The sequence below is a fragment of the Sphaerotilus sp. genome, assembly GCF_013299175.1.
In the GTDB taxonomy this organism is placed as follows: Bacteria; Pseudomonadota; Gammaproteobacteria; order Burkholderiales; family Burkholderiaceae_C; genus Sphaerotilus.
On record NZ_JAAFKF010000008.1, the window covers coordinates 34,577 to 59,789 of the forward strand.

The window sequence follows — 25,213 nt, forward strand, 5'->3', positions numbered from 1 at the left end:
CTTCCTGACCGCACTGGAACCACCGATGCCCGATTTCAATGTCCGACATGCTTCACGTCGCTGGCTGATCGCTGCAGCGGCGTTGATCACCTCGGTCGGCCTGGCCACGACGCTGGTGAGCCACCGCGACGCGACGGCCCAGTCGTCCGCAGCCACACCGTCGGCCACCAGCACGCCCCTCGTGCGCGGCCTGCCTGACTTCGCCGATCTGGTGGAGCAGGTCGGCCCGGCCGTCGTCAACATCCGCACCTCGACCAAAGCCGCCGCCGCCACCGCCGGCCAGGAAGGCGCCCCGGACGCCGAGATGCAGGAGTTCTTCCGCCGCTTCTTCGGCATCCCGATTCCCCGCCCGCAAGACCCGCGCCGCGGCCAGCCGCAGCCCCAGCAACCGCAACCCGATGACGGCGAAGGGGGCGGCACACCGCGCGGCGTCGGCTCCGGCTTCATCATCGCGGCCGACGGTCTGGTGATGACCAACGCCCACGTCGTCGAGGGGGCGGACGAGGTCGTCGTGCGCCTGGCTGACAAGCGCGAGTTCAAGGCCAAGGTCGTCGGCGCCGACAAGCGCACCGACGTGGCCGTGCTCAAGATCGAGGCCAGCGGCCTGCCCGCCGTGCGCTTCGGCGATGTGGGCAAGCTGCGGGTCGGGGAATGGGTGATCGCCATCGGTTCGCCCTTCGACCTGGACAACACCGTCACCGCCGGCATCGTCAGTGCCAAGGCGCGCGACACCGGCGACCTGCTGCCCTTCATCCAGACCGACGTGGCGATCAACCCCGGCAACTCCGGCGGCCCGCTGATCAACATGCGCGGCGAGGTGGTGGGCATCAACTCGCAGATCTACAGCCGCTCGGGCGGCTACATGGGCATCTCGTTCGCGATCCCCATCGACGAGGCGACCCGCATCGCCGAACAGCTCAAGTCCGGCGGCCGGGTCGTGCGCGGGCGCATCGGCGTGCAGATCGGCGAAGTCACCAAGGACGTGGCCGAATCGCTGGGGCTGCCCAAGGCGGCAGGGGCGCTGGTGCGTTCGGTCGAGCCGGGTGGTCCTGCTGAAAAGGCGGGGCTGGAGGCCGGCGACATCGTGACCCGCTTCGACGGCAAGGTGGTGGACAAATGGAGCGACCTGCCGCGTCTGGTCGGCAACACCAAGCCGGGGACCAAGAGCACGCTGCAGGTGCTGCGCCGTGGTGCGACGCGCGACCTCGCGGTCACGGTGGCCGAACTGGAGCCGGAAGTCCGTCCCGTCGCCCAGCGCGGCAAGGCCGACCCCAAGGCCCCGCCCGCCAGCACGCAGATTGCCTCGCTCGGCCTGACCCTCGTGGACCTCACCGCCGAGCAGCGCAAGGAACTCAAGCTCAAGGGCGGCGTACTGATCACCGCTGCAGAAGGTCCGGCCGCCCGTGCCGGCGTGCAGGAAGGCGACCTGGTGCTGGCGGTGGCCAACAGCGAGGTGAGCGATGCGCGGCAGTTCGAGGCGCTGGTGGGCAAGCTGGACAAGGCCCGCCCGGTCAACCTGCTGCTGCGCCGTGGCGACGCGGCGCAGTACGTGGTGATCCGCCCCGGACGCTGACGCTGGCCCAGCGCCGCTGCACAGGCCACCAGAACCGGCCCCGACCAGCGGCGCGCTACAATCGCCCACCCACACTGCGACCGGGCTACCCGAAGTACACGCGTGTTGGAAGGCGCGTCAACGCTAGGACGTGCCTTTTTTTTGTCGCCGCGCGCATGCCCCCAGGCCCATGGACCACATCAGAAACTTCTCCATCATTGCCCACATCGACCACGGCAAGAGCACGTTGGCCGACCGCCTCATCCAGCGTTGCGGAGGCTTGAGCGACCGCGAGATGGAAGCGCAGGTGCTCGACTCGATGGACATCGAGCGCGAGCGTGGCATCACGATCAAGGCCCAGACCGCCTCGCTGCAGTACAAGGCGCAGGACGGACAGGTCTACAACCTCAACCTGATCGACACGCCGGGACATGTGGACTTCTCGTATGAAGTCAGCCGCTCGCTGTCGGCCTGCGAGGGCGCGCTGCTGGTGGTGGACGCCAGCCAGGGCGTGGAAGCGCAGACGGTGGCGAACTGCTACACCGCGCTCGAACTGGGCGTGCTGGTGGTGCCGGTGCTGAACAAGATGGACCTGGCGAGTGCCGACCCGGACAACGCCAAGGCCGAGATCGAGGACGTGATCGGCATCGACGCCACCGATGCCATCCCCTGCTCAGCCAAGACGGGCATGGGCATCGACGAGATCTTGGAGGCCGTCATCACCCGCATGCCGCCGCCCAAGGGTGATCCGGACGGCCCGCCGCGCGCCATGATCGTGGACTCCTGGTTCGACAACTACGTCGGCGTGGTGATGCTGGTGCGGGTGGTGGATGGCGTGCTCAAGAAGGGCGAACGCATCCGCATGATGGCGAGCAACGCGCTCTACCCCATCGAGCATCTGGGGGTCTTCACGCCGAAATCCGAGAACCGCGAGTTCCTGAAGGCCGGCGAGGTCGGTTTCATCATCGCGGGCATCAAGGAGCTGCAGGCGGCCAAGGTCGGCGACACCATCACGCTGGAAAAGAAGCTCCCGAACAACGCCGGCCCGGCGCTGGAAGCCCTGCCCGGCTTCAAGGAAATCCAGCCGCAGGTCTTCGCCGGGCTCTACCCGACCGAGGCCAGCGAATACGACCAGCTCCGCGACGCCCTGGAAAAGCTCAAGCTCAACGACTCGTCGCTGCGCTACGAGCCGGAAGTCTCGCAGGCGCTGGGCTTCGGCTTCCGCTGCGGCTTCCTCGGCCTGCTGCACATGGAGATCGTGCAGGAGCGGCTGGAGCGCGAGTTCGACCAGGACCTGATCACCACCGCGCCGAGCGTGGTGTACGAGGTCGAGCTGAACGGCGGCGAGGTCATCCAGGTCGAGAACCCCTCGAAGATGCCCGACCTCGGCCGCATCAACGAGATCCGCGAGCCGATCGTCACCGTGCATCTCTACATGCCTCAGGACTACGTCGGCGCCGTGATGACGCTGGCGAACCAGAAGCGCGGCGTGCAGCTCAACATGGCCTACCACGGCCGCCAGGTCATGCTCACCTACGAGATGCCGCTGGCGGAGATCGTGCTGGACTTCTTCGACAAGCTGAAATCGGTGTCGCGTGGCTATGCCTCGATGGACTACGAGTTCAAGGAATACCGCGCCTCCGACGTGGTCAAGGTCGATCTGCTGATCAACGGCGACCGGGTCGATGCGCTGTCGATCATCGTCCACCGGGCGCAGAGCCTGTACCGCGGCCGGGCCGTGGCGTCGAAGATGCGCGAGCAGATTCCCCGCCAGATGTACGACGTGGTGATCCAGGCGGCCATCGGCGCCAACATCATCTCGCGGGAGAACATCAAGGCGCTGCGCAAGAACGTGCTGGCAAAATGCTACGGCGGCGACATCAGCCGCAAGCGCAAGCTGCTCGAAAAGCAGAAGGCCGGCAAGAAGCGCATGAAGCAGATCGGCTCGGTCGAAGTGCCGCAGGAAGCGTTCCTCGCCATCCTGCGCGTCGAAGACTGAGCGCACCACCCCGCTCCTCACCACACCAACCGGACGAACGATGGGCCTCCTCACCGGCATCCTCTACGCCTGCCTCGCCTTCTTCGGCACGGGCTGGTACCTGGGCAAATGGAGCGGCAACTTCTCGCTGCTGCTGTTCATCCTCACCGTCGTCACGGCCGCCTACTGGCTGGCCGAGCGGTTCGTGTTCCTGCCGAAGCGCCTGGCGGCGGCCGCGACACTGACCCAGCAGGACGGTGCGCGCCGGGCAGAACTCGCCCGCCTGGGCATCGACAAGGTGGACACCGATGTCGAACCGGCCCGCCAGCGCCTGCTCGCCCAGCCGTGGTGGCTCGACTGGACCGCAGGGCTCTTCCCGGTGATCCTGATGGTGTTCCTGCTGCGCTCCTTCCTGTTCGAGCCGTTCAAGATCCCGTCCGGCTCGATGATCCCGACGCTGGAAATCGGCGACCTGATCCTGGTGAACAAGTTCCACTACGGCATCCGCATCCCGGTGATCAACAAGAAGCTCGTCCCGCTGAACGACCCGAAGCGCGGCGACGTGATGGTGTTCCGCTACCCGGTCGATCCGGGCATCGACTTCATCAAGCGCGTGGTCGGCGTGCCCGGTGACGAGATCGCCTACATCAACCAGAAGCTCTACCTCAACGGCAAGCTCGCGCCGCTGCAGCAGCTCGACGACTACTACGACGAGGACCGCCGCACCTACTCGCGCCAGTTCCGCGAGGACGTGGGCGACGGCGTGACCCACAGGCTGCTGGTCGATCCGCAACAGCCGTCGAGCTACGGCATGCGCGCACGACAGTTTCCGGGGGTTGAAAACTGCCGTTACACCGCCGAAGGCGTCACCTGCAAGGTTCCTGCAGGACACTACTTCATGATGGGCGACAACCGCGACAACTCCGAAGATTCGCGCTTCTGGGGCTTCGTGCCGGACGAGAACATCGTCGGCCGGGCCTTCTTCGTGTGGATGAACTTCGGCAGTCTCAAGCGCATCGGCCCCTTCAATTGAGGAGTTCTCGGATGGTTCCACGTTCTTATCCGGTTCCGGTCGCTGCTGCCGCGCGCCCGGCGACGCAACGCGGCGTCACGCTGCTCGGCCTGGTCTTCTGGGCGGTGTTGCTGTCCATGGGGGCACTGGTGGCGATGCGCGTGCTGCCGACCATCAACGAGTTCGCCACCATCAAGCGCGTGGTGAGCAAGATCGCCATCGAGGGCGGCGGCACCGTGCCGGAAATCCGCGCCGCCTTCGAACGTGCCAAGAGCATCGAGTATTCGATACAGTCGATTTCCGGCAAGGATCTCGACGTGACCAAGGACAATGACCGGATCGTCGTGGCCTTTGCCTACGACAAGGAAATCGAACTGTTCGGCCCGGTCTCGCTGTTGATCAAGTACCGTGGCCGGTCGCAGTGAATCTGAAGGTCTGAAGGTCTGTCTTGAATCCGTCGAATCTGTCTGCTGCCCTCGAATCCCTCTCCCAGCGCCTGGGCTACACCTTCCGCCAGCGTGAGCTGCTCGTCTGCGCGCTGACGCACCGCAGCTTCGGCGCCGACCACTACGAGCGGCTCGAATTCCTCGGCGACTCGGTGCTGAACATGGCCGTCTCCGACCTGCTGTTCGAGCAGTACGACGACTCCCCCGAAGGCGACCTGACCCGCATCCGCGCCCACCTGGTGCGCCAGGACATGCTGCACCGCATCGCCTTGTCGCTGGACCTGCCGGCGGTGCTGCGCCTGTCGGATGGCGAGGCCCGTGGTGGTGGCGCCCAGCGGCCGTCGATCCTGGCCGATGCGCTCGAAGCGGTCATCGGGGCGGTGTTCCGCGATTCGGGTTTCGACGCGGCAGAGGCCCTGGTCCGCCGCCTGTTCGAACCGCTGATCTCCGAGACCGCTACCCAGGCCTGGGGCAAGGACGCCAAGACCCAGCTCCAGGAATGGCTGCAGGCGCGCCGCCAGAGCGTCCCCGATTACCGCATCGAAGCCACCCGTGGCCGCGCACACGACCAGACCTTCGTCGTCGTCTGCAGCATCGCCGGCTCCGGTGTGCAGGCCCGCGGCGAAGGCCGCTCCCGCCGCGCCGCCGAACAAGAAGCCGCGCGCCTTGTCCTCGAACAACTGAGCGCCGCCCCAGAATGACCACCCCCTCCAAGCCGCACGCGGCCACCCTGCCGGACGACCTGCTCGATCCGGTGGACGACTTTGCCGATGAAGACGGTCTGAACGACGCCCTGATCGAACTCGACGACGACGGCCAGCCCATCGTGGATGGCGACGACGAGGACGAAGACGACCTCGGAGAGGACGCCGACGAACTCGCCTACGACGCACCGGACCTCGACACGATGCTCAAGGCCGCCGTCGGCTCGAACGACGGCGACCGCCGCTGCGGCCTCATCGCCATCGTGGGCCGCCCGAACGTGGGCAAATCGACGCTGCTGAACACGCTCATCGGCCAAAAGGTCAGCATCACCTCCCGCAAGGCGCAGACCACCCGCCACCGCATCACCGGCATCTCGACCCAGGCCGACACGCAGTACGTCTTCGTGGACACCCCAGGCTTCCAGACCACCCACACCACCCGCGGCACCGCGGCACTGAACCGCAACCTCAACAAGACGGTGCAGTCGGTGCTCGGTGACGTGGACGTGGTGCTGTTCGTGGTGGACGCGGGCCGTTTTGGTCCTGCCGACGCCAAGGTGCTGTCGCTGATCCCGACGGGCAAGCCGACCTTCCTGATCGCCAACAAGCTCGACCTCATCACGCGCCGCTCGGACCTGCTGCCCTGGCTGCAGCAGATGCAGGCCAAGCACGCCTTCACCGAGTTCGTGCCGCTGACCGCAACCAAGAAGGACGACACCCAGCGCCTGCTGGACATCATCCGCCCCTACCTGCCCGAGCAGCCCTGGTACTACGACGCGGACGCGCTGACCGACCGCAGCGACAAGTTCCTGGCGGCCGAGCTGATCCGCGAGAAGCTGTTCCGCCTGACGGGGGACGAGCTGCCATACACGTCCACGGTGCAGATCGACAAGTACGAAGAGGTCGAAGGGGGGCGGTTGAACCGCATCGCCGCGACCATCATCGTCGAGCGCGACGCCCACAAGGGCATGGTCATCGGCGAAGGCGGCGAGCGGTTGAAGCGCATCAGCTCCGAGGCCCGCACCGAGCTGGAGCGGCTCACCGACCGCAAGGTGTTCCTCGAAGTCTGGGTCAAGGTCCGTTCGGGCTGGGCCGACGACGAGAAGCGGCTCAAGAGCTACGGCTACGAGTAAGCCCGAGGCCGCTCGCCGATGGCCACGCGCCGTGCCGCGCCCGCAGCGATCGCGGCCTATGTGCTGCACCACCACGACTGGAGCGAGTCCAGCCTGGTCCTCGATCTCTGGACCCGCGAGCACGGCCGCATCGCCGCGGTCGCCAAGGGCGCGAAACGGCCGCACTCGCAGATGCGCTGCGTGCTGCTGCCCTTCCAGCGGCTGACGATCGTGCTCGGTGGCAAGACCGCCCGGCGCGACACCGAACCCCACCCCGACACCGGCGGCCACGACGCGCCACCCGATCTCCACCTGCTGCGTGGCGCCGAATGGGCGGGCGGTGGCGCGATGCTGTCGGGTGCGGCGCTGCTGGCGGGATTCCACCTCAACGAGCTGCTGCTGCGTGGACTGGCGCGGCATGACGCCCACCCGCGCCTGTTCGAGGTCTACGCCGCCACCCTGCCCCGCCTCGCCCCGCACGACGAGGCGCAGACCGCCGCTGCGCTGCGCGCCTTCGAGCTGTGGCTGCTGCGCGAATCGGGGGTGCTGCCGGAGCTGGACCGGGTGACGCTGACGCAGCAACCGGTGCGGACGGACGTGCGCCACGGGCTGCATCCCGACACCGGCGTCCATCCGCTGCCCGACGGCGCACCGGGCCTCGGTGGCGCCACGCTGCTGGCGCTGCAGTCGGCACTGAATGCGTTCGATCTCGGCGCGCTGCAGCAGACTTGTCAAGGCGCCCTGCCCGAGCTGCGCACGCAGTTGCGCCACCTGCTGCACTACCATCTCGGCACCTCGATGCTGCGCACCCGCGCGCTGATGGTCGAGCTGCAGAAACTGACCGACACCGCCCGCTGACCACCATGAATCCCCTCGTCGCCCCCGAATCGTGCAACGCCCACAGTGGCCGTACCGCCCTGTCGGTCAACCTCAACAAGGTCGCCCTGCTGCGCAACACGCGGCACCTGGGCCTCCCGAGCGTGACCCGCGCGGCCACCTTCGTCCTCGAAGCCGGCGCACAAGGCATCACCGTCCACCCGCGCCCCGACGCGCGCCACATCCGCGCGGACGACGTGACCGATCTGGCCGCGCTGCTGCAGGCATGGCCGCACACCGAGTTCAACATCGAGGGCAACCCCTTCCACAACCTGATGGACGTGGTACGCGCCGTGCGACCACACCAGGCCACGTTCGTCCCGGACACGGTCGGCCAGTTCACCTCGGACCACGGCTGGACCTTCCCCGACGACGCCGAGCGGCTGCGTCCGCTGATCGAGGAAACGCGGACCTTGGGCGTGCGCGTGAGCCTGTTCATGGACCCGATCCCCGAGATGATGCGCGCCGCCAGCGACCTCGGCGCCGACCGGGTGGAGCTGTACACCGAAGCCTATGCCAGTGCCTGGGGCACGCCGCGGCAAGCCGAGGTGCTCGACCGCTACGTCCGGGCTGCCGAAGCCGCGCTGTCGGTCGGCCTGGGGATCAACGCGGGCCACGACCTGAACCGCGACAATCTCAGCGATTTCCTGCGCGCCGTGCCCGGGGTGCAGGAGGTGTCCATCGGCCACGCGCTCATCGCCGACGCGCTGGAACTCGGCTACACCGAGACGGTGCGCGACTACCAGCGGTGCATCCAGCGCGCCTTTGCGCCTGCCCGCTGACGCCACCGACCACCCGGACACCGCGATGGTCCACGGCATCGGCACCGACATCTGCGACATCCGCCGCATCGCCGCGGTGCTGGGCCGGCGCGGTGACCGCTTCGCCGAGAAGGTGCTGGGGCCGACCGAGCTGCAGGTCTTCCACCACCGCCGCGCCAAGGTCGAGGCGCGCGGCGTCGCCTATCTGGCCACCCGGTTTTCTGCCAAGGAAGCATTTTCCAAGGCGATCGGACTCGGCCTGCGTGCCCCCATGCAGTGGCGCGACTGCGAGACGCTCAACGAACCCAGCGGCAAGCCCTTCATCCGCCTGCACGGCCCGCTGGCCGACTGGTTTGCCGCACGCGATCTGGCCGCCCACGTCAGCCTGACCGACGAAACCGACTACGCGACCAGCTTCGTCGTGGTCGAAACCCGCACCCCCTGACCTCTCCCACGGACCTGCCCTGCCGATGCACCACGCCCACGCCCCTGTCGTCCTCGATGTCGCCGGTCTCACGCTGAACGGCGACGACCGCCGCCGCCTGCAGCACCCGCTGGTGGGCGGTCTGATCCTGTTCACCCGCAACTGGCAGGACCGCGCCCAGCTCACCCAGCTCGTTGCCGAGATCAAGGCAACGCGCCCGGACATCGTGGTCAGCGTGGACCACGAAGGCGGCCGGGTGCAGCGGTTCCGCACCGACGGGTTCACGCACCTGCCCGCGATGCGTACGCTGGGCGAACGCTGGATGGACGATGGCCGCCATGGTACGGGCCACGGTGCGATGACCGCCTGCGACATGGCGACCGCCGCCGGCTACATCCTGGCCGCCGAGCTGCGCGCCTGCGGCGTCGATCTGAGCTTCACGCCGGTGCTCGACCTCGACCACGGCCGCAGCGGCGTGATCGGCAGCCGCGCGTTTCACCGCGATCCGCGAGTGGTCGGCACGTTGGCGCGCAGCCTGATGCATGGGTTGCTGCAAGCGGGCATGGCGAACTGCGGCAAGCACTTCCCCGGCCACGGCTGGGCGGAGGCAGACAGCCACGTTGCCGTGCCACGCGACGAGCGCACGCTGACCGCCATCCTCACCGACGATGCGCGGCCGTATGAATGGCTCTCGACCAGCCTGGCCAGCGTGATGCCGGCGCACGTCATCTACCCGAAGGTGGACAAGCGCCCGGCGGGTTACTCGTCGCGCTGGATCCAGGGCATCCTGCGCGAGCGGCTGGGCTTCACGGGCCTCGTGTTCAGCGATGACCTGAGCATGGAAGGGGCGCGGCGCGTGCCGGGGGTGAAGAATGGCGCTGTGCTGGACTACGCGGAAGCGGCGGTGCTGGCACTGGCGGCGGGCTGCGACATGGTGCTGCTGTGCAACCAGTCGCTGGATGGGGGCAAGGCGGTGGACGACCTGCTCGACGGACTCGCCGCGGCACTGGAGCGCGGCGCGTGGCAGACCAGCCCCGACAGCGAGGAACGGCGCCTGGCGCTGCTGCCCCAGACGCCGCCGATCCCGTGGGACGACCTGATGCACCATGCGCCCTACCTGCGGGCGCTGGAGCGGCTGGGGAGCTGATCCCCCGCCGCGGCCGTTCAGCGGATCGACTGCTGGGCGGCCAGCTTGGCCGCCTGCGCGATCCAGTTCTCGCGGTAGACGCGGGAGCCGAAGTTGGGCAGGTGGTGCGCCACCCACGCCAGCTCGGCCGGCGACCAGCTCGCGATCTGCCAGAAGTAATGCACGCCGTGCGCGTGCAACCAGCGTTCATTGACCGGGCCGATGCCGTCGATGATCTTGAGGTCATCGGGGCGCTGGTGGTCTACCTCGACCGGCGCGGGCTGTTGTCCGGCCCCGGCGGCCAGCACCAGCCGCTCCAGTTCGGCGCTGGTGATGGTCGCCGCCGCCGACACCGCCGGACGCACGACCACCGGCACCTCCGGCGCGGGCGGCGGCACAAGCGCGGCGAGTTCGGCAATGCGCAACTGCGCGGCCTGCTGCTGGTCGCGCTCGGCCTGCAGACGGGCGCTCAGGGTGGCGAGCTGCTCGTCGTTTTCGGTCAGCGTGAGGCGCAGGGTGCGCAGTTCGGTCTCCAGCTCCTGGATGCGGGTCTGGGTGAGTGCCAGCTCCTGCTGGATTGCCTGCTCGCGCAATTGGGCCGCGGATTGGCCGGCAGCCTGGGCATCGCGCAATTCCTGAGCCTGGCGTTCAGCCGCCTGCCACGCGGCCTCCTGGTCGGCCAGCAGCGCCTGCAACTCGGCGATGCGGCGGTCGCGCTGGGCCGTGAGGTCGGTGTGCTGCTGCTCCAGCGTAGCCAGGGCGTGCTGGTGCGACTGCTGGCGGCTCAACGCAGCGGCAGCGGCCACGCCGGCGGCAAGGAGCGCCGCCTGCCGCTCGCGGGAGAGTTCCGCCTCGACTTCGGTGGCGCGGGCGGCCTGCCGTGACGCCTCGGCGTCACACGCGGCGGCGGCATCGCGCAGCCTGGCCAGCTCAGTTTCGAGCACGGCCGTGGCGTCGGCGTGCTGCTGAGCGGTGTGGTCAGCTTGTGCAGCGCGGTCAGCTTCCGCAGCGGCGACTTGGGCAGCGGTTTGCGCTGCGGTTTTCGCGGCGGCATCGGCGGCAGCCTCGCGCTCCGCCACGAGCCGGGCCTGCAACTCCACTTCGGTCGCTGCAGCGGTCTGGCGGGCTGCGGCCAGTTCGGCTTCCGCCCTCGCCAGCGCGTCGCCATGGGCGCTCAGCGCAGCACTGTGGGTGCCCTGCAGCACCGTCAGGCCCGCCAGCAGTTCAGCACCACGGCCCGTCTCCACCGACAGCAGCGACTGGTGGTGGCTAAGATCGCCTTGCAGCGCCGTGTGCTGGTCGCGCAGCGCGGCCAGCTCGGTGTCCCGTGCGGCGATGGTGTCGGCCTGTGCCACACGGTCAGCTTCCGCAGCCGCGACTCGGGCAGCGGTTTGCGCTGCAGCAGCGGCGGCAGCCTCGCGCTCTGCCATGAGCCGGGCCTGCAACTCCGCTTCGGTCACCGCGGCGGTCTGGCGGGTGGCGTCCAGTTCGGTCTGCGCCTGCGCCAGCGCGTCGCCATGGGCGCTCAGCGCAGCACTGTGGGTGCCCTGCAGCACCGTCAGGCCCGCCAGCAGTTCAGCACCACGGCCCGTCTCCACCGACAGCAGCGACTGGTGGTGGCTCAGATCGCCTTGCAACGCTGCGTGCTGGTTGCGCAGCGCGGCCAACTCGGCGTCCCGTGCGGCGATGGTGTCGGCTTGCTGCCGTGCCGCGCTTTCAGCTTGCGCAGCAGCCTGGCGTGCCGACAGCGCCGCAGCGGCAGCCACGCCAGCGGCGAGCACGGCAGCCTGCCGCTCCCGCATCAACTCGGCCTCGGTCTCTGCAGCGGCCGCACGGGCGGCATCGCGCTCGGCCTGGGTGTCGATCAAGGCGGCATACGCTTCCTTGGCGACCTCGGCCCGCTCGGCGAGGGCGCTGCGGTGCGCCTCTTCCAGCGCAGCATGCCGCGCCTGCAGCGCCGCCAATTCATCCGTCAACTGGACCGCATGGCTGGTTTCGGTGTTGAGCAGCGTGATGCGCGATTCGTACGTGGCCTGCAGCGCGCCCAGGCGCCCCTGCAGCGACTCGACCTCCGACACCAGCCCCTGGCGTGCGGTCTGGTGCTCGTCCACGCTCGCGCTCAGTGCCAGGGCACGTTCGCCGGTGAGGCGGTGTTCCGTGTCCAGCGCCTCCAGCCGGGTTTGCAGCGCCGCGTGGTCGGCGCCAGCGGCTTCCAGTGCCAGCGCATGTTCACCGCGCAAGTCCACCAGGACCGCATCCGAGCGTGCGCGGGCCTCGCTGTGCTGCGCCTGGAGCGCGGCGAGTTCGGTGGCATGGCGGCGTTGCTGGCAGATCCGGTTCAGCAGCAGGCCGAGGGCGAGTCCGGCCAGACAGGCCAGCAAGAGGTACAGCCAGAGCTGGCTCAACAGGTACATGGTGGTCTCTCCGCAGTGTTCGCAGTGTTGGGGTTGGGCTAGGGAGCCAGATGGAACTCGATGCGCCGGTTGCGCTCGTGGGCCTCGGGCGTGCTGCCGGCATCGAGCAGACGCTCTTCGCCGAAGCCCTGCGCCTGCAAGCGGTTCGCCGCCATGCCCCGCTTGGCGAGTGCCTCCACCACGGCCTGCGCCCGGCGCTGCGACAGGCGCATGTTCGCGACCGCGTCGCCTTGGGCGTCGGTGTGTCCTTCGACGCGCATCCGTGCCTGGGGACAGCGCCGGGACAGGCCGTGCAGTTGGTCCAGCAAGGGCACGCTGCTCGGATCCAGCTCCGCGGAGGCCAGCTTGAACCGGATCTGCCGCGACTCCAGCACCCGCGCCATCGCGACCTGGCAGTCCTCGGCGGTCAATGCACCGGAGGCCGCCGCCTGGGGCACCTTGGGAACTGCGGGCACCTCGGGCAGCGCAAGGGCCGGGGACGATTGCCCGTCCTCCAGCCGCGCGAACACGCCGGGTACGCCCATCATCGGCAGCAAGGTGGTGTTCGCCGCCGCGTAGGCCGCCGTGCGCTGCGCCACCGAGGGCGCATCACCGACGATGCGGCCCACCTCGTTGTCGATCTTCAAGCGCGCCCAGGGGAACCCGGCCGCGCTCAGCACTTCAGCCGCATCCGCTTCCGTGCGCTGGCGCACCGCGTCTGCCTTGCCGTCACCACGCCCGATCAGCCACCACGCCAACAGGGCCAGACCCACCAAGCCCAGTACGGTGCAGACCGGGCAACTCCACCATCGCCTCGACATTTCGTCTCCTCTTTGCCGTCCTAATGCCGAGTAATGTATCGGTACTTGTGACTTCTTTAACATCCTTTCGGTGGGGATCGGGGTAAGCCATGAGCCAAGGAACTAAGGAGAAACCAGCACCGCAGGCAAGACTCCGCGCAGTGCATTGCACACCGCCAACCCCTCTGCACGCGCCAGATCCGCCGGCCAGAGCAGGCGTTCGGACACGGCCCAGCCCGCGTCCGCCAGCAGCGCCGACCGCATGACCCCCGGCAGCACCCCGGCGGACAGCGGCGGAGTGGTCCAGCGTCCGTCCAGCCGGACCAGCAGCGTGCTGCGCCCCCCTTCGGTCAGTGCCCCGGCGGCGTTGACGAACAACCGGTCGAAGGCGCCCACGGACTCGGCTTCCCGCACAGCGGCGTCGTAGGCGGTGCGCAAGGAGGTCTTGTGGCCGAGCAGCGCCGATTCCTGCAGGGGCACGCGGCCCGTCGGCCCGAGCAGGCGCACGGGGCCGTCCGGCAAGGGTGTCAGCGCCCCACTGCGGCAGGCCAGCCGGCCATCATGGGACAGATCGACCCGCAGCCGCACCACTTGCGCAGGCACCACCGAGAGGGACTGCAGTACCTCGTCCACCGCCGCCCGCACCGCGGCGGCCGACGCAGTGAACCCCAGCGCCACCGCACTGGCGAGCAGCCGCGCCAGATGGGCCTCGAAGCGGCACACCTGCCGGCCCTCGACCCGCAGCGTCTCGAACAAGGTGAAGCCGGGATCGGTGCGGGTCAGGAAGCGGACCTTGTGGCGACACTCCGCCGCCTCCGACACCGCATCCGAATCCAGCACGATGCCGCCGCCCACGCCCAGCGTCACCGCGCGCGTGCCGTCCTGCGGATGGGCTGTGCCGACCTCCAGCGTCCGGATCGCCACCGACAGGCAGAAGTCGCCCAGCACCCGACCGGCTGCGCGGTCGGCAGCGCCCGGCGCGTCGATCCAGCCGATCGCGCCGGTGTAGAGACCGCGGGGCGAGGATTCGAGCTGGCCGATGAGCGACATCGTCTGGTGCTTGGGTGCGCCGGTGATCGAGCCACAGGGGAACATCGCGCGCAGCACATCGGGCAGGTCGGTGGCGGGCGGCAGGTCGGCCTCGATGGTCGAGGTCATCTGGAACACCGTCTGGTACGGCTCGATGGCGAACAGCGCCGGCACGCGCACGCTGCCGACCGTCGCCAGGCGGCCCAGGTCATTGCGCAGCAGGTCCACGATCATCAGGTTCTCGGCGCGGTTCTTCGCGTCGCTGGCCAGCCAGTCGGCGCTGGCCTGGTCGGCGAGGGGGTCGGCATGGCGCGGGGCGGTGCCTTTCATGGGTCGGGTGACGAGGTGGCCGGCCGTGTGCCGCACGAACAGCTCGGGGGAACAGGACAGCACCCAGTGGTCCTGCGGCAAGGCGATCAGGGCGCCGAAGGGGACGGGTTGTGCCGCCCGCAGCCGCCGGTAGAGCGCCAGCGGTGTGCCGACGCTGCGGCCGCGCAGGCGCTGCGTGTGGTTGACCTGGTAGGTTTCTCCGGCGCGGATGCGGGCGTGGATCTCGGCGATGGCGGCGGCGTAGGTCGCCTCGCCGTCGTCCGGCGTCAGGCCGACCACACCGGCGGGGCCGGGCGCCGCCGTGCCGTCCTGCTGCGCCAGCCACGCCTCGACCTCAGGCCCCGCGAGCCGCTCGCAGCGCGCAAACCACAGCAGCCGCAAGGCCCCCGGTGGCGCCGCCAACCCCGCCAGCCGCACCCCCCACTCATAGTCGGCCAGCACCACCAGGTGCTCGCCCTGCACCAGACCCGCCGTCGCCGCGGACCAGACGGCCGCCAGCTCCGCCGGGTCGGTGCAGCGGTATTCGCCGAGCCAGCCGGTGAACAGCCGGCTCGCGGGCACATCGGCGGGGGCGCTGGCGTCGTCCAGCAGGGCAAACACGGGGTGAGGGATGGGTGAGGACATGGGTAAAACGGGCAAAGCGGGCAAAAAAACGCCGCCGGGCGCAAGGCCGGGCGGCGTCGGGTCGAAGCGGTCGAGGTGCGGTCGATCAGGCTTCGGCAGACTCCGAGCTGGTGGTCTCGAACGGCAGTTGCAGGCTGGCCAGATCGCGGCGCGTCTCGACCAGGATCAGCGGACCTTCATCGACCACGACCACCGGACGCGGCACGCGCGGCTGGCGCACCGGGGCGGGCGTGCTGGCAATGGCTTCCTGCACGGCGCGGACCTTGTCGGTGTCGCTGTTGATCCACTCCAGTCCCGCGCCACGGGCCACCGCGGCCAGCTCGTCGAGCTGCAGGACATAGACCGGCGCAGCCACGACCGGCGCGGCGACGACCACCACCGCAGCAGGGGCTTCGGCGATCGGTGCGACAGCGACCGGCGCGGCCACTGCGGCCACTTCCGCCACCGCTGCCACGGCCGGCGCAACCTCGGCCACCGGAGCGTCCGGGATCACATCCGCCACCGGCGCAGCCGCAACCACCGGCTCGACCGCCGCAGCGACCACCACCGGTGCCACGACCACGGCGGATTCCACCACAGCCGCTTCCGCGACCACGGCATCGGCATCGGCCGGTGCCACGGCAGCATCCGCCGGCGCCTCTTCGCGGTTGCGGCCACCACGGCCACGGCGACGGCGACGGCCGTCTTCACCCATGTCGTCGGTGCGCGGCTCGGTGCCAACAGCGGCAGCAGCGCCAACAGCAGCGTCTGCAGCCGGTTCGGCAGCGGACGCAGTCTCTGTGGTCACGGCAGCGGCATCACCACCTTCGGCCTCGGCCCCGTTCTCGCCGGGACGTGCCTCTTCGCGGTCACGGCGACCACGGCCACCACGGCGGCGGCGGCGGCCTTCGCGCTCGGCCTGGGCCGCAGCACTTTCACCTTCCGGCGCCGGGGACGCGGTGTCCTCGAAACCGGGTTGCACATCCTCGACGGCCAGCGCGGCCACTTCGGGTGCCGGGCGGCGCTCGCGCGGCGGACGACCACCGCTGCTCGGCAGGTCCGCAACGGCAGCGGCAGCGGCAGCGACAACAGCACCCGCCTCGGCCGGGCGGCGGTCCTGCGAACGGTCGCCGCGTCCACCACGGCCACCTTCAGGGCGGGCCTCGGCGGGCGCGCGTTCAGCCGCACGTTCACCATTGCGCTCAGCCGCTTCAGGCTTGTTGCGCTCACCACCACGTTCACCGCCACGTTCGCCACGGCGACCATCGCGGCGATTGCCGTCACGGCCACCATCACGTCCGCCTTCGCGACCACCGCGGCGCTCGCCACGGCCGTCCGCCTTATCGGCCGGCTTGTCGGTCTTGGCTTCCACCGGGGCTTCGACCACCGGAGCGACAGGCGCAGCCACGGGGGCGACCGGTGCCGGCGCCGGCGCAGCACCGAACAGGCGCTTCATCCAGCCAAAGAAACCGGTGCCAGCGGCCACGGCTTGCGGGGCCGGCGCGGGGGCCACCGGGGCAGGAGGCGCCACTGCGGGCGCCGGTGCGGCAGCGACCGGAGCGGGGGCCGGTTCGGCCTTGGGCACAGCGACCGGCGCGGGCTGGTCGGGCAGCACGCCGCGGATCATCGGCGCCTGCTTGGGCTTGACGTTCTTCTCGCGGCGCGTGATGCCAACGTCGTCTTCCGGCTCTTCCACCATCGAGTAGCTCGATTGCAGGTTCTCCAGGCGCGGATCGTCGTGGCGCAGGCGCTCCAGCTTGTAGTTCGGCGTGTCGAGGTGCTTGTTCGGCACCAGCATCACCGTCACGCGCTGCTTCATCTCGATCTTGGTGATCTCGGGGCGCTTCTCGTTCAGCAGGAAACTGGCAACTTCGACCGGCACCTGGACGTGGACCGCCGCCGTGCCTTCCTTCATCGACTCTTCCTGGATGATGCGCAGCGTCTGCAGGGCGGAAGACTCGGTGTCGCGGATGTGGCCGGTGCCGTTGCAGCGCGGGCAGGTGATGTGGCTGCCTTCGCTCAGCGCGGGGCGCAGGCGCTGGCGGCTCATCTCCAGCAGGCCGAACTTGCTGATCGTCGAGAACTGCACGCGGGCACGGTCGTAGCGCAGCGCGTCGCGCAGCCGGGTCTCGACCTCGCGGCGGTTCTTCGACTCTTCCATGTCGATGAAGTCCACCACCAGCAGACCACCCAGGTCGCGCAGGCGGGCCTGTCGGGCGATCTCGTCGGCAGCTTCGAGGTTGGTGCGGGTCGCGGTCTCCTCGATGTCACCGCCACGGGTGGCGCGGGCCGAGTTCACGTCGATCGACACCAGGGCTTCGGTGTGGTCGATGACGATGGCGCCGCCGGACGGCAGATGCACCGTGCGGCTGAACGCGGTCTCGATCTGGTGCTCGATCTGGAAGCGGCTGAACAGCGGCGCGTCGTCGCGGTAACGCTTCACGCGGTTGGCCGTCTCGGGCATGACGTGCAGCATGAACTGCTTGGCCTGCTCGTAGATGTCGTCCGTGTCGATCAGGATCTCGCCGATGTCGGCGGTGAAGTAGTCGCGGATCGCACGGATCACCAGCGACGATTCCTGGTAAATCAGGTAGGCACCCTTGCCGCCCTTGGCCGCGTCGTCGATCGCGGTCCAGAGCTTGAGCATGTAGTTCAAGTCCCACTGCAGCTCCGGCGCCGTGCGGCCGATGCCGGCGGTGCGGGCGATCAGGCTCATGCCCTTGGGGTATTCGAGCTGTTCGAGGTTCTCTTTCAGCTCCTCGCGGTCCTCGCCCTCGATGCGGCGCGACACGCCACCACCGCGCGGGTTGTTGGGCATCAGCACGAGGTAGCGGCCGGCCAGCGAGACGAAGGTGGTCAGCGCCGCGCCCTTGTTGCCGCGCTCTTCCTTCTCGACCTGGACCAGCAGCTCCTGGCCTTCGCGGATGGCGTCCTGGATGCGCGCCGATCGGACATCGGTGCCTTCGCGGAAGTAGCTGCGGGCGATTTCCTTGAACGGCAGGAAGCCGTGGCGGTCTTCGCCGTAATCGACGAAGCAGGCTTCCAGCGACGGCTCGACGCGGGTGACGACGGCCTTGTAGATGTTGCCCTTGCGCTGTTCGCGCCCTTCGATCTCGGTTTCGAAGTCGATCAGTTTCTGACCGTCAACGATCGCCAGGCGGCGCTCTTCGGGCTGCGTGGCGTTGATCAGCATGCGTTTCATGCGTGTCTCTCCTCATGATTCATGTCTTCATGAGATGCACGAAACCGCGCCGCGGAGCCGGGAAGGAATCGCCCTGGACTGCGCCTCAGTGGCGCAGCGTTGGCGCGTGCGTCGATCGGGATGCCGGGGCAGGAAACGCAGTGTCGCCGTGGTGTCGGCCTCCGGGCCGGCAGGGCACGGGTCCGCCATCCGACGCGCACACTGAAGCGTGCGGCTCCGACCGGGGACAACAGTCACCAGGGGTCGGGGCGGGAAGCGGAAACTCGAAATCGTTCATGCGACGGCGTCTGTGCTCGGACGCGGGCAACAGCCCCTGTTCGGAAGCTGCCGCCGAAAACCTTGTTTCGGGGCTCTTTCAGCGTGGTCTCTTTGCGTGCTGCCGGAGCATCCGCGCACTCACCTTGGGAGGGCGCACCACACAGTCGGCAACACGCTGCATCAGCGTTTGGACCCGGTCCACACACCCCTCAGGGGCTGCGGGCCAGTCCGACCACCCTGCACTGGTGGCTGATTCTCAGTGCCCGCTAAACTCAGGCAAATCAAACACTTACAGCGCAATCGTGGTCCAACGCATTATAGGGGCAAAGCCCAACCGGCCCGGCTCCGGAAAAGCCGGCCCGAAACCAGCCACGCGCCTGCCTCTGAATGAGGGATTACCCGTGGCACCGCCTGCCGTGCGCCACCTGCTCGTCGACGAAGGCAGCGCCGGCCAGCGCCTCGACAACTTCCTGCTGCGCGAACTCAAGGGTGCGCCCAAGACCCTCGTCTACCGGATCATCCGCAGCGGCGAGGTCCGCATCAACAAGGGCCGTGCCAGTGCGGATTCCCGCGTCGAGGCGGGCGACGACGTGCGTGTGCCGCCGTTGCGCCTGAGCGAGCCGACGGTTTCGACGGCGCCGCCCCGCGAGTTCCCGATCCGCTTCGAGGACGAGCACCTGCTGGTGATCGACAAGCCGGCGGGGGTGGCGGTGCATGGTGGCTCGGGGGTGAGCCACGGCGTGATCGAGCAGTTGCGCCGGGCACGTCCACAGGCGAAGTTCCTCGAACTCGTGCATCGGCTGGACCGCGAGACCTCGGGCCTGCTGCTGATCGCCAAGAAGCGCAGCGCCCTGACCGCCTTGCAGGACCAGTTCCGCCAGCGCGAGACCGGCAAGACCTACGCCGCGCTGGTGATCGGCGCCTGGCCGGCGGCGCGCAAGGTGGTCGATGTGGCGCTGCACAAGTACCTCGACGCGGCCGGCGAGCGCCGCGTGTGCGCCGTCGCGGCGGACCACCCGGACGGCCGCCGCTCAGTCTCGCTGGTCCGCATCGCGCAGGGCTACGCCGACTGCACGCTGCTGGACGTGACCATCAAGACTGGCCGCACGCACCAGATCCGCGTCCACCTGCTGAACGAAGGCCATGCGATCGTCGGCGACGACAAGTACGGCGACTTCGCGTTCAACAAGGCGCTGGCCCGCGGCGACGCCCCCGCCGCCCCCGGCTGCCGCTTCGAGCGCATGTTCCTGCACGCCCGCCGCCTCGCCTTCGACCACCCCGCCACGGGCGAGCGCATCGAGCTGGAGGCGCCACTGCCCCCGGAATGCACCGCCCTGCTGTCCCACCTGCGCCCCGCCGCCAAACCTGCTTCCGCTCCAGCGCCATGACCGACTCCACCGCCTTCCGCCCGCGCCAGTACGACCTCATCGTCTTCGACTGGGACGGCACGCTCTACGACTCGACCGCGCTGATCGTGCGCGCCATCCAGGCTGCGTGCCGGGATCTGGGCGTGGACGTGCCCAGCGACGAAGCCGCGTCCTACGTGATCGGCCTCGGGCTGCAGGACGCGCTGATGCACGCCGTCCCAGGGCTGAGCCAGGACCGCTACCCGGAACTCGGTCGGCGCTACCGGCATCACTATTTCAAGGACCACGAGGCGGTGTCGTTGTTCGCCGGTGTGCCGGAGCTGCTGGCCGAACTGCGCCTGCGCCACCACTGGCTGGCCGTGGCGACCGGCAAGAACCGGCAGGGCCTGAACGACGCGCTGCGCCTGTCCGGCCTCGCACCGCTGTTCGACGCCACGCGCACCGCCGACGAAACCCGCTCCAAGCCGCATCCGCAGATGCTGCACGAACTGATGCGCGAGTTCGGCGTCGAGCCGGAGCGCACGCTGATGATCGGCGACACCACGCACGACCTGCAGCTCGCCGCCAACGCCGGGGCACACAGCGTGGCCGTCACCTATGGCGCGCACGAACACGCGCCGCTGCGGGAGCTGGGGCCGCGGCATGTCGCGCACTCGGTGGCGGAGCTGCGCGACTGGCTGGGCGCACACGCATGAGCGACCAATCGATGGCCATCCCCCTGTGCGCCGCCACCGACCTCGCCGACGGCGGCCTCGCCCACGTCTTCGACCTGCTCGAATATGGTCAGCCCGCCCGCGGCTTCGTGCTGCGCCACGGCGGCCAGGTGGTCGGCTACCTGAACCAGTGCGCCCACGTTCCGGCCGAGATGGACTGGAAGGAAGGGCGCTTCCTCGACGATAGCGGCCAGTGGATCCTCTGCGCGATCCACGGCGCGGTCTACGAGCCGGCGACCGGGTATTGCGTGGGCGGGCCGTGTCGGGGCAAGCGGCTCAAACCGCTGCAGGTGGTCGAGCGCGAGGGACAGGTGTCTTGGTATCCTTCCAGCACCTTGACGCCGGCTTTCGGCGACTGAAGCTCCCATGACCCAGCCTGACGACACGCCCTCCCCCGCGCCCGCACCGGCCCCCGACACCATTCATCACGCCCCCGCCGCCACGGTGGCACCGGCGGCACCGGCGGCGGTCTCGCGCGGCGCCTTCGACCCCGTGATGGAGCAGTTCGCCCGCGACTACCTGCGCGACCGGCGCAGCACCCGCCGCTGGAGCCTGTTCTTCCGGCTCGGCTGGCTGGGTCTTGGCCTGTTCGCCGCCTGGACGGTCTACAGCGAAAACCGCCACAGCAGCACCCCCACTGGCCCGCACACCGCCCTGGTCGAGCTGCGCGGCGAGATCAGCTCGGGCGGCGAGGCGAGTGCCGAGGTGCTGCTTTCCGGCCTGAAGGATGCCTTCGAGGACCAGGGCGCGCAGGCCGTGGTGCTGCGCATCAACTCGCCCGGTGGCAGCCCCGTGCAGGCCGGCATCGTCTACGACGAACTCCGCCGCCTGAAGGACAAGCACCACAAGAAGCTCTACGCCGTGGTCGAGGAAAGCGCGGCCTCCGGTGCCTACTACATCGCCGTCGCGGCTGACGAGATCTACGTGGACAAGGCGTCCATCGTCGGCTCGATCGGCGTGCTGATGGATGGGTTCGGCTTCGAGGAAGTCATGAAGAAGGTGGGCGTCGAGCGCCGGCTGCTCACTGCCGGCAGCAACAAGGGCATGCTCGACCCCTATTCCCCGCTGGACCCGAAGCAGCGCGCCTTCGCCCAGACCATGCTCGACCAGATCCACCGCCAGTTCATCGACACCGTCAAGCAAGGCCGTGGCGAGCGCCTGAAGGAAACGCCCGAGACCTTCAGCGGCCTGTTCTGGAGTGGCGAGGAAGCCGTGAAGCAAGGGCTGGCCGATGGGCTGGGCAACCTCGACTACGTGGCCCGCGAGGTGATCAAGGCCGAGGAAATCATCGACTACACGACCAAGGAAAACGTCGCCGAGCGGCTGGCCAAGCGGTTTGGCGCCGCGCTGGGCGAAGGCGTGGTGCGGGCGCTGCGCAGCCTGCCTGCGGTGCACTGAAGCCCGCGCCGCGCGGTCCTGATGCCATCCTGATGTCCGGCCTGCTACGTTGCAGGCATGGACACCCCCACACCCCTGCGGCCACCGCGCCGCCCCCCGCCCACGCTGCTGGTCACGGCCGCCGCGCTGGTCTGCCTGGTGCTGGCCTACGGCGTCGCCCGTGCGCTCGATCCCATGGTCGATCTGGCCAACCTGGCCATGGTCTTCGTGCTGGCCAGCACGCTGGTGGCGTTCTGGCTGCCAGTCTGGGCCTCGGCGCTGTTCACGGTGGCCGGCGTGGGCCTGTTCAACTGGGCGTTCGTCCCGCCACGGGGCAGTTTCAGCGTCGATGGCCACCAGAACCTGCTGTTGCTCGGCACGCTGCTGGGGGTGTCGCTGTCGATCGGGCTGCTGATGGGCCGGCTGCGGCAGCAGGCCGCACTCGCCCGGCACCGCACCGAAGCAGCCCACCAGTTGCAGTACCTCGGGGAAACCCTGCGCGCCGCGGACGATCCGCAGACCATGGGCGCGGCGCTGCACGCCACGCTCCAGGCCATGGCGGATGATGGCGCCGCGCTGATGGTGCTGCAGGGCGAGCGGCCGGCGCTGGACGCAACGGACGCGGCGTGGTGGTGGGGCCACCCCGACGCCGACGAGACGCCAGGACTCTGGCTGTGCCTGCGCGAGGGCCGCACCTTCGGCACCGGCACCGGGCTGCACAGCGAGCTGCCCGCTTGGTACCTGCCGGTGCGCGGCCCGCAGTCGGACACGGCAACCACCGCCATCTGGGGCGCTGCGGTGCTGCGGCTCGGTCCGCACGGCGACACCTCCGAAGGCGATGGCCATGCCCACGCCCAGGCCCTGTGCGACCTGCTCGGCAGCGCCCTGCACCGCCACCACCTCACCCGCCGCACCGAACAGGCCCAGCGCGAAGCCCAGGCCCAATCCCTGCGCAGCGCCCTGCTCGCGGCGATCTCGCACGATTTCCGCACGCCGCTGGCGTCGATCCTGGGGGCGGCGTCCGCGCTGGAACGCCAGTCCGACCGCCTGCCCGAGTCCCGCCGCCAAGCCTTGCTGACCCAGATCCAGGACGAGACACGGGCGCTGACCGCCATGGCCGACAACACGCTGCAACTGGTGCGGCTGGAGGCGGGCGAGGTCGAGCTGCGCCGCGACTGGGAGTCGCTGGAAGAGCTGCTTGCTGACCCAGATCCAGGACGAGACACGGGCGCTGACCGCCATGGCCGACAACACGCTGCAACTGGTGCGGCTGGAGGCGGGCGAGGTCGAGCTGCGCCGCGACTGGGAGTCGCTGGAAGAGCTGCTGCTGGCCGTGCGCGACCGCGGCGCCGGCATCGCGCCCTCGGAGCGCGAGCGCATCTTCCAGATGTTCCAGCGCGGCACCGACACCGGCACACGCCGTGGCACCGGGCTGGGACTGGCCGTGTGCCGCGCCATCGCCGAAGCCCACGGCAGCGTGCTGCGGGTGCGCGCCCGCGGGCACGGCGGCAGCAGTTTCGAGCTGTGCCTGCCGCTGCCAGATGCACCGACCCTGGCCGAACCTGCCCCGGAGAGCACCTCCTCATGATCCAGATCCTGCTGGTCGAAGACGACCGTGAATTGCGCCAGATGCTGGGGTCGGCACTGGAGGTCGAGGGCCACCAGGTCCGCACCGCCGCGTCGGTGGCCGAGGCGCGGGCGCTGCTGCTGCACGCGCCGGTGGACCTGGTGCTGCTCGACCTTGGCCTGCCGGATGGCGACGGCGACACGCTGCTGGCCGTGCTGCGCCAGCGCCGCAGCACGCCGGTGCTGGTGATCTCGGCGCACCAGTCGGACGTGCGCAAGATCAGGCTGCTCGATGCCGGCGCGGACGACTACCTGACCAAGCCCTTCAGCATCGGCGAGCTGCTGGCGCGGATGCGCGTGGCGCTGCGCCACCGCGGCACCACGCTCAGCCCGGCCATCACGCACTACCGCGGCGGCGGGCTGGAGGTCGATCTGGCCAACCACCATGTCCACCTGCGCGGCGAGCCGCTGCACCTGACGCCGACCGAGTACAAGCTGCTCGCCCGCCTGGTGCGCAACACCGGCCAGGTCGTCACGCACCGGGCGCTGCTGGCCGATGTCTGGGGGCCGGAGTTCACCGAGCACACGCACTACCTGCGCCTCTACATGGCGCAACTGCGGGCCAAGATCGAGCCCGAGCCGGCCGAGCCGCGCCTGCTGCTGACCGAGCCGGGCGTGGGCTACCGGCTGGCGGACGGCTGAGCGGCCTCGGTCCATATGCGTTCCTGATGCCCGGCGCGGCATAACGGACACGTCGTCCCCCGGACGCTCTCCTGTCCCCAGATGTCCGCCATCGCCTCGGCCCCAGACCATTCCTCCCCTGCACCAGCCACTCGCCACCCAGCCTGGGCGGCGCTCACGCTGGGCGCCATCGGCGTCGTCTACGGCGACATCGGCACCAGCCCGCTCTACACCGTCAAGGAGGTATTCAGCCCGTCCACCGGCATTCCGCTCGACACGCCGCACCTGATCGGCGCGGTCTCGGCGATCTTCTGGGCGCTGATGCTGGTGGTGACGCTGAAGTACGTCGTGCTGATCCTGCGCGCCGACAACCGCGGCGAGGGCGGCATCATGGCGCTGACCGCCCTGGCCGCGCAGGCGACCGACGCCAGCCAGCACCCCGGCTGGCGCCGCGCCATCCTGCTCACCGGCGTGTTCGGCGCGACGCTGTTCTACGGCGACGCCATCATCACGCCGGCCATCTCGGTGCTGTCCGCCGTCGAGGGCCTGGAGATCGCGACGCCCGCGCTCAAGGCTTACGTCATTCCGATCACCATCGGCGTGCTGATCGGCCTGTTCCTGCTGCAGCGCCACGGCACCGCCACCGTCGGCCGGCTGTTCGGCCCGGTGATCGTGGTGTGGTTCGCGCTGCTGGGCGGCATCGGGCTGGTCCACATCGTCCGCGAGCCGGCGATCCTGGCCGCGCTGAACCCGCTGGAGGCACTGGCCTTCCTGCGCGGGCGTGGCTGGCACGTCTTCGCCGCGGTCGGCGCCATCGTGCTGGCCGTCACCGGCGCCGAGGCGCTCTATGCCGACATGGGCCACTTCGGCCGCTTCCCGATCCGGCTTGCCTGGAGCGTGCTG

General features: G+C 69.4%; 20 protein-coding genes and 2 pseudogenes. 18 read left to right on the forward strand and 4 right to left on the reverse strand.

The genetic code is table 11. The annotated features are described in order from the left end of the window. Positions 1-25 precede the first annotated feature (25 nt). From QZW52_RS02755 to nagZ, 10 genes are all read left to right on the forward strand, one after another. The gene (locus tag QZW52_RS02755) at positions 26-1,573 is read left to right on the forward strand and encodes a DegQ family serine endoprotease (protein ID WP_293994964.1); all 1,548 of its coding nucleotides are present in this window, start codon (positions 26-28) and stop codon (positions 1,571-1,573) included. A 169-nt stretch (positions 1,574-1,742) separates the two neighbouring features. After that, positions 1,743-3,551, forward strand: a complete 1,809-nt coding sequence (lepA, locus tag QZW52_RS02760) for a translation elongation factor 4 (protein ID WP_293994967.1) — start codon at positions 1,743-1,745, stop codon at positions 3,549-3,551. Positions 3,552-3,591: 40 nt separating this feature from the next. Then, positions 3,592-4,563, forward strand: a complete 972-nt coding sequence (gene lepB / locus QZW52_RS02765) for a signal peptidase I (RefSeq protein WP_293994969.1) — start codon at positions 3,592-3,594, stop codon at positions 4,561-4,563. 11 nt (positions 4,564-4,574) lie between these two features. Next, positions 4,575-4,967 carry a DUF4845 domain-containing protein gene (locus QZW52_RS02770; RefSeq protein WP_293994972.1) on the forward strand — a complete coding sequence of 131 codons (393 nt, stop codon included), beginning with the start codon at positions 4,575-4,577 and terminating at the stop codon, positions 4,965-4,967. Between the two features lie 23 nt (positions 4,968-4,990). After that, the gene (rnc, locus tag QZW52_RS02775; RefSeq protein ID WP_293994975.1) at positions 4,991-5,689 is read left to right on the forward strand and encodes a ribonuclease III; all 699 of its coding nucleotides are present in this window, start codon (positions 4,991-4,993) and stop codon (positions 5,687-5,689) included. Between the two features lie 206 nt (positions 5,690-5,895). Then, the gene (gene era, locus QZW52_RS02780; protein ID WP_293995009.1) at positions 5,896-6,825 is read left to right on the forward strand and encodes a GTPase Era; all 930 of its coding nucleotides are present in this window, start codon (positions 5,896-5,898) and stop codon (positions 6,823-6,825) included. An 18-nt stretch (positions 6,826-6,843) separates the two neighbouring features. Beyond that, positions 6,844-7,662: a DNA repair protein RecO gene (recO, locus tag QZW52_RS02785; RefSeq protein WP_293994979.1), complete on the forward strand. Its 819-nt coding sequence runs from the start codon at positions 6,844-6,846 to the stop codon at positions 7,660-7,662. Positions 7,663-7,667: 5 nt separating this feature from the next. Further along, a complete protein-coding gene (locus QZW52_RS02790) occupies positions 7,668-8,462 on the forward strand; it encodes a pyridoxine 5'-phosphate synthase (protein ID WP_293994982.1) in 795 nt (264 codons plus the stop codon). Between the two features lie 25 nt (positions 8,463-8,487). Then, the gene (gene acpS / locus QZW52_RS02795; RefSeq protein ID WP_293995012.1) at positions 8,488-8,886 is read left to right on the forward strand and encodes a holo-ACP synthase; all 399 of its coding nucleotides are present in this window, start codon (positions 8,488-8,490) and stop codon (positions 8,884-8,886) included. A 25-nt stretch (positions 8,887-8,911) separates the two neighbouring features. Next, entirely contained in the window at positions 8,912-10,012 is a 1,101-nt protein-coding gene (gene nagZ, locus QZW52_RS02800) for a beta-N-acetylhexosaminidase (protein WP_293994986.1), read from the forward strand. 17 nt (positions 10,013-10,029) lie between these two features. Here nagZ and QZW52_RS02805 read toward each other — a convergent pair whose 3' ends face one another. The 4 genes from QZW52_RS02805 to QZW52_RS02820 all read right to left on the reverse strand — a co-directional run bounded on the left by QZW52_RS02805 (position 10,030) and on the right by QZW52_RS02820 (position 18,348). Beyond that, complete coding sequence (locus QZW52_RS02805) at positions 10,030-12,405, reverse strand: hypothetical protein (protein WP_293994989.1); 2,376 nt, start codon at positions 12,403-12,405, stop codon at positions 10,030-10,032. 38 nt (positions 12,406-12,443) lie between these two features. Next, entirely contained in the window at positions 12,444-13,205 is a 762-nt protein-coding gene (locus QZW52_RS02810; protein ID WP_293994991.1) for an OmpA family protein, read from the reverse strand. A 102-nt stretch (positions 13,206-13,307) separates the two neighbouring features. Then, entirely contained in the window at positions 13,308-15,167 is a 1,860-nt protein-coding gene (gene pabB / locus QZW52_RS02815; RefSeq protein WP_293994994.1) for an aminodeoxychorismate synthase component I, read from the reverse strand. 85 nt (positions 15,168-15,252) lie between these two features. After that, the gene (locus QZW52_RS02820) at positions 15,253-18,348 is read right to left on the reverse strand and encodes an Rne/Rng family ribonuclease (RefSeq protein ID WP_293994997.1); all 3,096 of its coding nucleotides are present in this window, start codon (positions 18,346-18,348) and stop codon (positions 15,253-15,255) included. 674 nt (positions 18,349-19,022) lie between these two features. On the opposite strand from QZW52_RS02820, the gene QZW52_RS02825 reads away from it, so the two are divergent. The 8 genes and pseudogenes from QZW52_RS02825 to QZW52_RS02860 all read left to right on the forward strand — a co-directional run. Continuing rightward, positions 19,023-19,994, forward strand: a complete 972-nt coding sequence (locus QZW52_RS02825; protein ID WP_434738257.1) for an RluA family pseudouridine synthase — start codon at positions 19,023-19,025, stop codon at positions 19,992-19,994. Further along, positions 19,991-20,668, forward strand: a complete 678-nt coding sequence (locus tag QZW52_RS02830; protein WP_293995000.1) for an HAD family hydrolase — start codon at positions 19,991-19,993, stop codon at positions 20,666-20,668. Before QZW52_RS02825 ends, QZW52_RS02830 begins: the two co-directional genes overlap by 4 nt. Further along, positions 20,665-21,045 (forward strand): Rieske (2Fe-2S) protein, encoded by a 381-nt coding sequence (locus tag QZW52_RS02835; RefSeq protein WP_293995003.1) that lies wholly within the window; start codon positions 20,665-20,667, stop codon positions 21,043-21,045. The genes QZW52_RS02830 and QZW52_RS02835 overlap by 4 nt, the downstream gene beginning before the upstream one ends. A gap of 7 nt (positions 21,046-21,052) precedes the next feature. After that, positions 21,053-22,084 carry a S49 family peptidase gene (locus QZW52_RS02840; RefSeq protein ID WP_293995005.1) on the forward strand — a complete coding sequence of 344 codons (1,032 nt, stop codon included), beginning with the start codon at positions 21,053-21,055 and terminating at the stop codon, positions 22,082-22,084. A gap of 57 nt (positions 22,085-22,141) precedes the next feature. Beyond that, a pseudogene (locus tag QZW52_RS02845) lies at positions 22,142-23,206 on the forward strand (DUF4118 domain-containing protein); the annotation flags it as partial. Positions 23,207-23,303: 97 nt separating this feature from the next. After that, on the forward strand, positions 23,304-23,651 hold the full coding sequence (locus QZW52_RS02850; protein WP_293995016.1) for a sensor histidine kinase: 348 nt from the start codon (positions 23,304-23,306) through the stop codon (positions 23,649-23,651). A gap of 17 nt (positions 23,652-23,668) precedes the next feature. Beyond that, positions 23,669-24,331, forward strand: a pseudogene (locus tag QZW52_RS02855) (response regulator); the annotation flags it as partial. 81 nt (positions 24,332-24,412) lie between these two features. Continuing rightward, positions 24,413-25,213 (forward strand): KUP/HAK/KT family potassium transporter (locus QZW52_RS02860; protein ID WP_293995007.1); only part of this gene is annotated, 801 nt, incomplete at its 3' end.

What these genes read in the sequence shown, in the direction of transcription:
- QZW52_RS02755 (WP_293994964.1), top strand. Translation starts at nt 26, where the DNA reads ATGCCCGATTTCAATGTCCGACATGCTTCACGTCGCTGGCTGATCGCT.
- lepA (WP_293994967.1), top strand. Translation starts at nt 1,743, where the DNA reads ATGGACCACATCAGAAACTTCTCCATCATTGCCCACATCGACCACGGC.
- lepB (WP_293994969.1), top strand. Translation starts at nt 3,592, where the DNA reads ATGGGCCTCCTCACCGGCATCCTCTACGCCTGCCTCGCCTTCTTCGGC.
- QZW52_RS02770 (WP_293994972.1), top strand. Translation starts at nt 4,575, where the DNA reads ATGGTTCCACGTTCTTATCCGGTTCCGGTCGCTGCTGCCGCGCGCCCG.
- era (WP_293995009.1), top strand. Translation starts at nt 5,896, where the DNA reads ATGCTCAAGGCCGCCGTCGGCTCGAACGACGGCGACCGCCGCTGCGGC.
- recO (WP_293994979.1), top strand. Translation starts at nt 6,844, where the DNA reads ATGGCCACGCGCCGTGCCGCGCCCGCAGCGATCGCGGCCTATGTGCTG.
- QZW52_RS02790 (WP_293994982.1), top strand. Translation starts at nt 7,668, where the DNA reads ATGAATCCCCTCGTCGCCCCCGAATCGTGCAACGCCCACAGTGGCCGT.
- acpS (WP_293995012.1), top strand. Translation starts at nt 8,488, where the DNA reads ATGGTCCACGGCATCGGCACCGACATCTGCGACATCCGCCGCATCGCC.
- nagZ (WP_293994986.1), top strand. Translation starts at nt 8,912, where the DNA reads ATGCACCACGCCCACGCCCCTGTCGTCCTCGATGTCGCCGGTCTCACG.
- QZW52_RS02805 (WP_293994989.1), bottom strand. Translation starts at nt 12,405, where the DNA reads ATGTACCTGTTGAGCCAGCTCTGGCTGTACCTCTTGCTGGCCTGTCTG.
- QZW52_RS02810 (WP_293994991.1), bottom strand. Translation starts at nt 13,205, where the DNA reads ATGTCGAGGCGATGGTGGAGTTGCCCGGTCTGCACCGTACTGGGCTTG.
- pabB (WP_293994994.1), bottom strand. Translation starts at nt 15,167, where the DNA reads ATGTCCTCACCCATCCCTCACCCCGTGTTTGCCCTGCTGGACGACGCC.
- QZW52_RS02820 (WP_293994997.1), bottom strand. Translation starts at nt 18,348, where the DNA reads ATGAAACGCATGCTGATCAACGCCACGCAGCCCGAAGAGCGCCGCCTG.
- QZW52_RS02830 (WP_293995000.1), top strand. Translation starts at nt 19,991, where the DNA reads ATGACCGACTCCACCGCCTTCCGCCCGCGCCAGTACGACCTCATCGTC.
- QZW52_RS02835 (WP_293995003.1), top strand. Translation starts at nt 20,665, where the DNA reads ATGAGCGACCAATCGATGGCCATCCCCCTGTGCGCCGCCACCGACCTC.
- QZW52_RS02840 (WP_293995005.1), top strand. Translation starts at nt 21,053, where the DNA reads ATGACCCAGCCTGACGACACGCCCTCCCCCGCGCCCGCACCGGCCCCC.
- QZW52_RS02850 (WP_293995016.1), top strand. Translation starts at nt 23,304, where the DNA reads ATGGCCGACAACACGCTGCAACTGGTGCGGCTGGAGGCGGGCGAGGTC.